Genomic DNA, 9,182 nt, shown 5'->3' with positions numbered 1-9,182 from the left:
GCTGCTGTAGAGGGCGGGCCGGGGCATCCTGTCACCTTTGCTCTGGGAGCCTGCGGAGGGTCTCGGGACAGCCCGGGAAGATCATTCGCAGGTTCATTGGCGCCAAGGGCTGGCGCACGCAGATGACGGTAGCACGGTTTGCCCGCAAATGCACACACAGGGCCACTGAGCGTGGTGTGGTTCGGGTCCTATGGGGCATCATCGGCGCATGACTGCCTGGATTGACACCCATTGCCACCTGGATGCTCCCGAATTCGATGCCGACCGCAGCGCGGTGCGCCACGAGGCGACCGCACAGGGGGTGGGCCATTGCGTTATCCCTGCTGTGGAGCGCAGCAACTGGGACACCGTGCGCCTGCTGGCGCACCAGCATGGGGACAGCTATGCGCTGGGTATTCACCCGCTCTACACCGGGCGCGCGGGCGACGGGGATGTGGTGCTTCTGGAGCAGATGCTGGCGCAGCACCACGCCGATCCGCGCCTGGTGGCGATAGGCGAGATCGGCCTCGACTACTTCGTTCCAGGGCTGGACCCTGTGCGGCAGGAGCGGTTTTACCGGGCCCAGCTGCAGTTGGCCCGCCGGTTCGATCTGCCCGTGATCCTGCACGTGCGCCGGTCGGCCGACAAACTGCTCAAGGGCCTGCGGGATCTGCCTGTGCGTGGCGGCATTGCGCATGCCTTCAATGGCAGCCTGCAGCAGGCGCAAGCCTTTGTCGGGCTGGGCTTCAAGCTCGGTTTTGGCGGCGCCATGACCTATGACCGCGCCCTGCAGCTGCGGCGCCTGGCTGCCGATCTGCCCGAGGAAGCGCTGGTTCTGGAGACCGACGCCCCCGACATCCCTCCGCACTGGCTCTACACCCCGGCCGCGCAGCGGGCCGAGGGCCAGCAGCAGGGGCGCAACGCACCGGCCGAGTTGCCGCGCATTGCCGAGATGTTGGCGCAGCTGCGTGGACTGCCCTTGGCGGCGCTGGCCCAGGCCACCACGGCCAACGCTTTAGCGGCACTGCCCCGGCTGGCGCCTTTGGTAGCCCAGGGGCGTAAATGAGTAGTAATTTGGGAGTTTTGGGCCGTGTGGCAAACGGTTTACAGCTATCTTTTTTTGAGGACTCCCCAAAGCGTTTGCGCGGTTTCGGTCCAGAATCGGTCCATGCCTGATCTCTGCACCCCCGGCCCTGCGCCTGTTCCTGCTACCGTTCGGTGGCAGGGCTTGCCACCTGTGGCATCCGAGCGCACGGTGGTGCTTGTGCTGGGCAGCTTTCCGGGCGCGGCCTCTTTGCGGGCGCAGCAGTACTATGCCCACCCGCAAAATCACTTCTGGAAGATCTTGCAGGCGCTCTGGCCCCATGATCCGCTGCCCGCAGCCGGGCCGGAGCACTACGCGCTGCGCTGCGATTGGCTGCTGGCGCGTGGGCTGGGACTTTGGGATGTCTATGCCAGCTGCGAGCGCGAAGGCAGTCTGGACACCAGCATCCGCAACCCCCAGGTCAACGACTTTGCCGCTTTGCTCGGGCGCTGTCCCCGCCTTGTGGCCGTGGCCCACAACGGGGCCGAGAGCTTTCGGCATGCCCCGGCGGTGCTGGCCAGCCTGGGGGCACAGCACAGGCTACCGCTGCAGGCCGTGCGACTCCCATCGACCAGCCCGGCCAACGCCTCCTGGAGTTTTGACCGTAAATTGGCGGCCTGGGCGGCATTGCTGTCGGACCACCACCTGCTTTGAACGCTTTGAATGACCCGCAAAAAAGAAAAACAGCAAGAGTTGCCCGAAGTCAGTGTGTCGGACGACGGTGAGGTGCGCCATCTGCACTTGGGCACGCCCTGGATCCAGGGCTCCATGCGTATCGATGAACCCTTTGCGCTCGAGCTGGAATATGTGCAGCGCATGATGGCCTGGCTGCTATTTGCCGACCTGGCACAGGTGTCCAAGGGCCACGCCATGCAGTTGGGTCTGGGGGCCGGCGCCATCACCAAGTTCTGTCACAAGAAGCTGCGTATTTGCACCACTGCGGTTGAGCTGAACCCCCAGGTCCTGGCGGTGTGCCGCCAGTGGTTCAAACTGCCCCCCGATGGCCCCAAACTGCGCGTAGTGTTGGCCGATGCGGCCAAGGAGATCCAGAACCCAATGTGGCAGGGCACGGTCGATGCGCTGGCAGTGGATCTTTACGACCACGAGGCGGCGGCGCCGGTGCTGGATAGCCCGGATTTTTATGCCGATTGCCGGGCGCTGCTGACCGAGACGGGCTCCATGACGGTCAACCTGTTCGGCCGCGCGTCGAGTTTTGATCGCAGCCTCCAAAGCATGGCCCAGGCGTTTGGCAACGACGCGCTGTGGGCATTCAAGCCCACGCGCGAGGGCAACACGGTGGTGCTGGCACAGCGCACGCCCTCCCGGCCCAAACGTGCGGAGCTGGCCGAACAAGCCGAGGCAATCCAGGCACGCTGGGATCTGCCCACTACCAAATGGCTGCGGGCGTTCAAGCCGGTGGCGCCTTGAAAGGTTTTGACATGAATGCCTCCGTGGACATCCCCGGCCGTCTGAAGGCTGCAACCCACATCGGCCCAGTGGACTGGCGCCGCATGGTGCAGTGGCTCAGCGACGATCATGTGATCTCGCGCGAGGAAGCGCAGCGCACCATTGCCCGCTGCTCGCAAGCAGAAAGCTCCCAGCATGCGCTGGTGCGTCTGGCCAGCGTGGCCATGGAGCGCGCAAGCGATGGCAGGCCGCTCGATATCGAGGCGTTGTCCGAGTACCTGGCCGCGCGGGCGGGCCTGAGCTACATGCGTATTGATCCGCTCAAGGTGGATGTGGGCCGGGTGGCAGACACCATGAGTGCCACCTACGCCGAGCGCCACAAGGTACTGCCGGTGCAGGTCACGGCAAAAGAAGTGGTGGTGGCCACGGCCGAGCCCTTCATCGACGACTGGGTGGCCGAGGTGGAGCGCCAGTCGCACCGCACGGTGCGCCGTGTGGTGGCCAATCCGCAGGACATCCATCGGTTCACTGCGGAGTTTTTTGCTCTTGCCAAATCTGTGCGGGCGGCGCAGAAGGCGGGTGGGAACTCGGGTGGTAGCAGTTTTGAACAGCTCGTTGAGCTTGGAAAAAGCAACAAGCAGCTCGACGCCAACGATCAGGGCGTGGTCAAGGTGGTGGACTGGCTGTGGCAGTACGCTTTTGACCAGCGTGCGAGCGATATTCATCTGGAGCCGCGCCGCGAGCAAGGCGTGATCCGCTTTCGCATCGATGGTGTGCTGCACCCGGTCTACCAGATGCCCATGGGGGTGCACAACGCCATGGTGTCGCGCATCAAACTTCTGGGTCGCATCGACGTGGTGGAAAAACGCCGTCCGCAGGATGGCCGCATCAAGACGCGCAACCAGCGGGGTGATGAGGTAGAAATGCGCTTGTCCACGCTGCCCACCGCATTCGGCGAAAAGATGGTGATGCGTATCTTTGACCCGGACAACGCGGTCAAGGACCTGGATGCCCTGGGTTTTGCACAGCACGATGCACAGCGCTGGGAGTCGCTGGTCAAGCGACCGCACGGAATCATCCTTGTCACAGGGCCCACGGGCTCGGGCAAGACCACCACGTTGTACTCCACGCTCAAGCGTGTGGCGACTGAAGAGGTCAACGTGAGCACGGTGGAAGACCCGATCGAAATGATCGAGCCGAGCTTCAACCAGACCCAGGTTCAGCCTCAGCTCGATTTCAACTTCGCCGAAGGCCTGCGCGCCCTGATGCGCCAGGACCCGGACATCATCATGGTGGGCGAAATCCGCGACTTGGAAACCGCAGAGATGGCCATCCAGGCCGCGCTCACAGGGCATCTCGTCTTCTCGACGCTCCACACCAACGATGCTCCCAGCGCCATCACCCGCATGATGGAGCTGGGGGTGCCGCCCTACCTGCTCAATGCCACCTTGCTGGGCGTGCTGGCGCAGCGGCTGGTGCGCACGTTGTGCAAGCAGTGCAAGCAACCTGATGAGACGGCATCACGCGATACATTGGCAGAGATCGTCAAGCCATGGAAGATCAATGGTGCCTACCAGCCCTACAAACCCGTGGGCTGCGTGGATTGCCGCATGGGTGGCTACCGTGGTCGCATGGGGCTGTATGAACTACTCACCGTGAGCGAGGCGCTCAAAGACCGGATCACCCAGGCACCATCGATCGATACCTTGCGCCGCCAGGCTGTGCAGGATGGCATGCGCCCGCTGCGCTTGGCGGGGGCGCTGCGGGTGGCTGAGGGCCTGACCACCATGGACGAGGTGATCGCGGCCACTCCCCCGCTGGAGTAACGCGCCCCGCGCCGTTCAGGCGTCTCCCTGGGGCGCGCTTCGTGGTTCGCGCGCGATGCTTTGCTCACGCGATGCGGCCATGGGGCGTTACCGGATGTAGGTGGAATCCACATTCGCGTGGGCCGTGCTTGCACTCACAATCGCGCAGTCAAGATTTCCGCTTAGGAGACAATTCGTGAAAATCAAGAGTCAAAAAGACTTTTTTTCCGGCCTCATGTTCATGGGTGTCGGAGTGGCGTTTGCGTGGGGAGCAACCACGTACAACGTTGGGAGTGGTGCCCGCATGGGGCCGGGCTACTTTCCCCTGTTGCTGGGTATCTTGCTCGCCATCATCGGCAGCGTGATCACCTTCAAGGCTGTCACGGTGGAAACCCAGGATGGCGACAAGATTGGCAAGTGGGCCTGGAAGCCGCTGTTTTTCATCCTGGCTGCCAACTTTGCGTTCGGTATCCTGCTGGGTGGGCTGCCAAGTCTCGGGGTTCCGGCCATGGGGCTCATCGTGGGCATCTATGCGCTGACTTTCATCGCCAGCCTTGCCGGGCAGGAATTCAACGCCAAGGCCGTGTTCATTCTCGCTACTGTGTTGGCTATTGGCAGTTATGTGGCATTCGTCTGGGCGCTCAAGCTGCAGTTCCCCGTGTGGCCCAGTTTCATCACGGGTTGAGCAGGAGCACCGACCATGGATTTGATTAACAACCTCTCGATGGGTTTTGGCGTGGCTTTCACGTTCCAGAACCTAATTTACTGTTTTGTCGGCTGCCTGCTGGGCACGCTGATTGGTGTTTTGCCAGGCATTGGCCCCGTGGCGACCATCGCCATGCTGCTGCCTGCCACCTACGCGCTGCCCCCCGTGGCCGCGCTCATCATGCTGGCGGGTATTTACTACGGCGCGCAGTACGGTGGTTCGACCACAGCTATTTTGGTGAATTTGCCCGGTGAATCGTCCTCGGTAGTGACGGTGATCGACGGCTACCAGATGGCGCGCAAGGGCCGTGCAGGCCCTGCGCTGGCGGCTGCTGGCCTGGGTTCGTTCTTTGCTGGCTGTGTGGGCACGCTGATCCTGGCGGCCTTTGCACCTCCGCTGACCGAAGTCGCCTTCAAGTTTGGCCCGGCCGAGTATTTCTCGCTGATGGTGCTGGGCCTGATTGGCGCCGTGGTGCTGGCCTCTGGCTCCCTGCTCAAGGCGGTGGGCATGATCGTGTTGGGCCTGCTGATGGGCCTGGTGGGTACGGACGTCAACTCGGGTGTGGCGCGCTTCAGCTTCGACATCCCTGAACTGACCGACGGTATTGGCTTTGTGACCATTGCCATGGGCGTGTTCGGCTACGGTGAAATCATTGCCAATCTGTCGCGTCCCGACGAAGACCGCGAGGTGTTCACTGCCAAGGTGGAAGGCCTGTTTCCCACCAAGGACGACTTCAAGCGCATGATTCCTGCCGTGCTGCGTGGCACCTCGCTGGGTGCTGCCCTGGGCATCTTGCCCGGTGGAGGTGCTCTGCTGGCCGCTTTTGCCGCTTACACGGTGGAGAAGAAGACCAAGCTGCAACCTGGCGAAGTGCCTTTTGGCCAAGGCAATATCCGTGGCGTGGCGGCTCCTGAGTCGGCCAACAATGCGGGCTCGCAGACCTCGTTCATCCCGCTGCTGACGCTGGGCATCCCCCCCAACGCCGTGATGGCGCTGATGGTGGGGGCCATGACAATCCACAACATCCAGCCTGGCCCCCAGGTGATGACCAGCAACCCCGAACTTTTCTGGGGTCTGATCGCTTCGATGTGGATTGGCAATGCCATGCTGATCGTTCTGAATCTGCCGTTGATCGGTATCTGGATCAAGCTGCTCACCGTGCCTTACCGCTGGCTGTTCCCATCGATTGTGTTGTTCTGTGCAGTGGGTGTGTACTCCACCAACAACAACACCTTCGACATCTGGATGGTGGGTATCTTCGGTCTGATTGGCTATATCTTTCACAAGCTGGGTACCGAGCCAGCGCCTTTGCTGCTCGGCTTTATCCTCGGCCCGATGATGGAAGAAAACCTGCGCCGCGCGCTGCTGCTCTCGCGTGGTGACTGGAGCGTGTTTGTGACGCGTCCGCTGTCGGCGGGCCTGCTGGCGGCCGCAGCCCTGCTGCTCATCATCGTGCTGTTGCCTGCAGTGAAGAACAAGCGCGAAGAAGCTTTCGTGGAAGATTGATCGCCTTCGGGCTTCCTGTTTTCCCTGACTGAACAACGGCACCCTTGGGTGCCGTTGTTTTTTGGGCAGAAGCGTTCGTTTCTGGCTGCTGTTGCCGGTACACAATCGCAGGCAGAGGTCCGCATGCCCACACCATTCCATCCCGCGCAGCACCCCCACCGGGCCATGCTGCACAACGAAATCCACGCCCGCCCCCCTGAGGCGATGAATGCCCCCCTGGCCATTGCGCACATCGTGATGCTGGCCGATGCGACTGAACGCGAGGCGAGCCGAGCCCATATCGCCGCGCTCTTGCGCGACCATCACATGGCGCTGCCCGATGCCCACACCACCCACCTTCGGATGGACCTGGGAGCCTTTCGCATGCGTTGGGAGCTGCACACCGAATTCGTCACCTGGACCTTCATGGTGCCCGCCCCCGTGGAGGCCTTTGGCGAGCGCGAACCCGTCAGCGCCATCGACGCAGTGCCCCGCGACTGGCTGGCTGCCCTGCCCGGGCAGTGCCTGTGCAGCCTGAACCTGTGGGTGTTGCCCACGCACACTTTTGGCTCGGGTTCGCTGGTCAAGCATGTGCTGCACGAGGACACGCTGGTGGCATCCACCGTGGCGGATGGCCATGGCGAGGTCTACACAGACTTTGCGATCCATGCCGACGGCTTCTCGCGCATGGTGCTGCTGGCAGGGGGCATGACGCCAAGGCGCCTGGGGCGCCTGGTGCAGCGTCTGCTGGAAATCGAAACCTACCGCATGGCTGCGTTGCTGGGCTTGCCAGCGGCCCGCGAAGCCGCCAGTGTGCTGGCCTTTGCCGAGCGTGAGCTGGCCGAGCTGGCCAACGCCATCCGCACCGCCAACCGCGACGACGAACCAGCCCTGCTGGACCGCCTGACCCGGCTGGCCGGGCAGGTAGAGAGCCAGTATGCGGCCTCGCATTCTCGGTTCTCGGCCAGCAGTGCCTATTTCGAGCTGGTGGACAAACGCATCGAAGACATTGCCGAATCGCGCCTAGCGGGCATGCAGACCATCCGCGAATTCATGGACCGGCGCCTGACCCCTGCACGCAGCACCTGTGAGTGGGCTGCGCGTCGGCAGGATGCACTCTCGCAGCGTGTCTCGCGCATGAGCAATCTGCTGCGCACCCGCGTGGAGATCGAGCAGCAGCAAAGCAGCCAGGCGCTGCTGACCACAATGAACCACCGGCAGGACCTGCAGCTCAAGATGCAATCCACCGTGGAGGGGCTGTCCGTGGCTGCCATCACCTACTACATCGTGGGCCTGGTGAGCTACTTGGCCAAGGGAGCTCAGAAGCTGGGTTGGCCTTTGTCGCCCGAGACCACGACAGCGATAGCGATCCCCGCAGTGGCGGTGGGCGTGTGGTGGTCGCTGCGGCGCCTGCATCACAAGGTTTTTCACAAGCATGGCTGAGCCGTCCCCGGCGCTATTGGGGTAGTTCTTGGTGAGCCCTGTGCCACTCTTGTCCATCGTTGATGAAGGGGGTGCCCACATGGAGCTTCGATGGCGCTGTGGGGTGATGCCTGTCAAACTCGTTGCCTTGCGGGCGGGGTGTGCACAGGGCGTGTCCCGCTGGCGTGTTATCTGACAGAAAATCGAGGCCCCTTGTCGTCAGCTCCAACTCCATCCGCGCAGGCCCCCACCCCAGCACCCACTGCCGGGGCGCACATGGCGTCGGGCCTGCTTCTGGCGCTTGCTGGCTCCATCGCGTTCAGTGGCAAGGCCATCATCGTCAAGCTGGCCTACCGCCACGGCGTGGACGCGGTCACGCTCATCATGTACCGCATGCTGTTTGCGTTGCCCATATTCGCCGTGATGGCGTGGTGGGCCAGCCGTGGCAAACCGCCCTTGAGCCGCAAGGACTGGCTGGGCGTGCTGGGCCTCGGGGTCACGGGCTACTACCTAGCAAGCTTTCTGGACTTCGCCGGGCTGGCCTATATCAGCGCCAGTCTGGAGCGGCTCATCCTGTACCTCAACCCCACGCTGGTCGTTCTGCTGGGCTGGCTACTGTATGGCAGGGGCATCCGCTGGGCGCAGGCTGCCGGCATGCTGGTCAGCTATTGCGGCGTTGTGCTGGTGTTTGGCCACGAGGCCAACCTCCAGGGCAACAACGTGGTCTTGGGGACGCTGCTGGTGTTTCTGAGCGCTGCGAGTTACGCCATCTATCTCGTCTACAGCGGCGAGATGGTGCAACGCCTGGGCTCTCTGCGCCTGGTGGGATTGGCAACGACCGTGGCCTGCCTGTGTTGCCTGGCGCAGTTCTTGGTGTTGCGGCCCATGAGTGCTGCACTCGTGGCACCGGAGGTTGTTTGGCTGTCCGTCCTCAACGCCACTTTGTGCACGGCCGCGCCGGTGTTGATGGTGATGATGGCCATCGAGCGCATTGGTGCGGGCATGGCAGCCCAGGCGGGCATGGTGGGGCCATTGTCCACCATCCTCATGGGAGTGTGGATCCTGGGCGAGCCGTTCACCGTCTGGGTGGCGGCAGGCACGGCACTGGTGGTGGCGGGGATTTTTGTTTTCACTCGCCTGGCGCGTCGCCAGGGGGCTTGAAGCAGGGCCACCCGACACGGCACCAGTGAGGGGCTCAGGCAGGGGCCTCAACCTGCCTTTTTTGCCGCGGGCACCGGCCGGTTGGCAGGTGCCGGGGCAACCGGTGCACCGCCACCGCCAAGTCGTTGCGCAA

Annotated in this window: 8 protein-coding genes; all 8 read left to right on the top strand. The window is 63.2% G+C overall.

Annotated elements, in window-relative coordinates:
• Positions 1–208 precede the first annotated feature (208 nt).
• The 8 genes from DBR12_RS21845 (at position 209) to DBR12_RS21810 (ending at position 9,049) form a co-directional block, all read left to right on the top strand.
• Complete coding sequence (locus DBR12_RS21845; RefSeq protein WP_108619131.1) at positions 209–1,045, top strand: TatD family hydrolase; 837 nt, start codon at positions 209–211, stop codon at positions 1,043–1,045.
• Between the two features lie 102 nt (positions 1,046–1,147).
• Positions 1,148–1,717, top strand: coding sequence for a DNA-deoxyinosine glycosylase (locus tag DBR12_RS21840; RefSeq protein ID WP_108619130.1), 570 nt, complete (start codon positions 1,148–1,150; stop codon positions 1,715–1,717).
• A 9-nt stretch (positions 1,718–1,726) separates the two neighbouring features.
• Entirely contained in the window at positions 1,727–2,491 is a 765-nt protein-coding gene (locus DBR12_RS21835; RefSeq protein WP_108619129.1) for a spermidine synthase, read from the top strand.
• An 11-nt stretch (positions 2,492–2,502) separates the two neighbouring features.
• Positions 2,503–4,296: a GspE/PulE family protein gene (locus tag DBR12_RS21830; protein WP_108619139.1), complete on the top strand. Its 1,794-nt coding sequence runs from the start codon at positions 2,503–2,505 to the stop codon at positions 4,294–4,296.
• 175 nt (positions 4,297–4,471) lie between these two features.
• Positions 4,472–4,960 carry a tripartite tricarboxylate transporter TctB family protein gene (locus DBR12_RS21825; RefSeq protein WP_108619128.1) on the top strand — a complete coding sequence of 163 codons (489 nt, stop codon included), beginning with the start codon at positions 4,472–4,474 and terminating at the stop codon, positions 4,958–4,960.
• Positions 4,961–4,975: 15 nt separating this feature from the next.
• Positions 4,976–6,487 carry a tripartite tricarboxylate transporter permease gene (locus tag DBR12_RS21820; protein ID WP_108619127.1) on the top strand — a complete coding sequence of 504 codons (1,512 nt, stop codon included), beginning with the start codon at positions 4,976–4,978 and terminating at the stop codon, positions 6,485–6,487.
• A gap of 123 nt (positions 6,488–6,610) precedes the next feature.
• Positions 6,611–7,909: a DUF3422 family protein gene (locus tag DBR12_RS21815; RefSeq protein WP_108619138.1), complete on the top strand. Its 1,299-nt coding sequence runs from the start codon at positions 6,611–6,613 to the stop codon at positions 7,907–7,909.
• Between the two features lie 255 nt (positions 7,910–8,164).
• Positions 8,165–9,049, top strand: coding sequence for a DMT family transporter (locus tag DBR12_RS21810; RefSeq protein ID WP_108619126.1), 885 nt, complete (start codon positions 8,165–8,167; stop codon positions 9,047–9,049).
• Positions 9,050–9,182 lie beyond the last annotated feature (133 nt).

This window comes from Acidovorax sp. HMWF029, assembly GCF_003060895.1.
Classification (GTDB): Bacteria; Pseudomonadota; Gammaproteobacteria; order Burkholderiales; family Burkholderiaceae_C; genus Acidovorax.
Note: the sequence above shows the minus strand (reverse complement) of the source record. Positions and strands in the feature narration are given on the sequence as shown.

Excerpts from the sequence above, each read along its gene's own strand:
- DBR12_RS21835 (WP_108619129.1), top strand. The coding sequence starts at position 1,727 with ATGACCCGCAAAAAAGAAAAACAGCAAGAGTTGCCCGAAGTCAGTGTG.
- DBR12_RS21815 (WP_108619138.1), top strand. The coding sequence starts at position 6,611 with ATGCCCACACCATTCCATCCCGCGCAGCACCCCCACCGGGCCATGCTG.
- DBR12_RS21830 (WP_108619139.1), top strand. The coding sequence starts at position 2,503 with ATGAATGCCTCCGTGGACATCCCCGGCCGTCTGAAGGCTGCAACCCAC.
- DBR12_RS21820 (WP_108619127.1), top strand. The coding sequence starts at position 4,976 with ATGGATTTGATTAACAACCTCTCGATGGGTTTTGGCGTGGCTTTCACG.
- DBR12_RS21840 (WP_108619130.1), top strand. The coding sequence starts at position 1,148 with ATGCCTGATCTCTGCACCCCCGGCCCTGCGCCTGTTCCTGCTACCGTT.
- DBR12_RS21810 (WP_108619126.1), top strand. The coding sequence starts at position 8,165 with ATGGCGTCGGGCCTGCTTCTGGCGCTTGCTGGCTCCATCGCGTTCAGT.
- DBR12_RS21845 (WP_108619131.1), top strand. The coding sequence starts at position 209 with ATGACTGCCTGGATTGACACCCATTGCCACCTGGATGCTCCCGAATTC.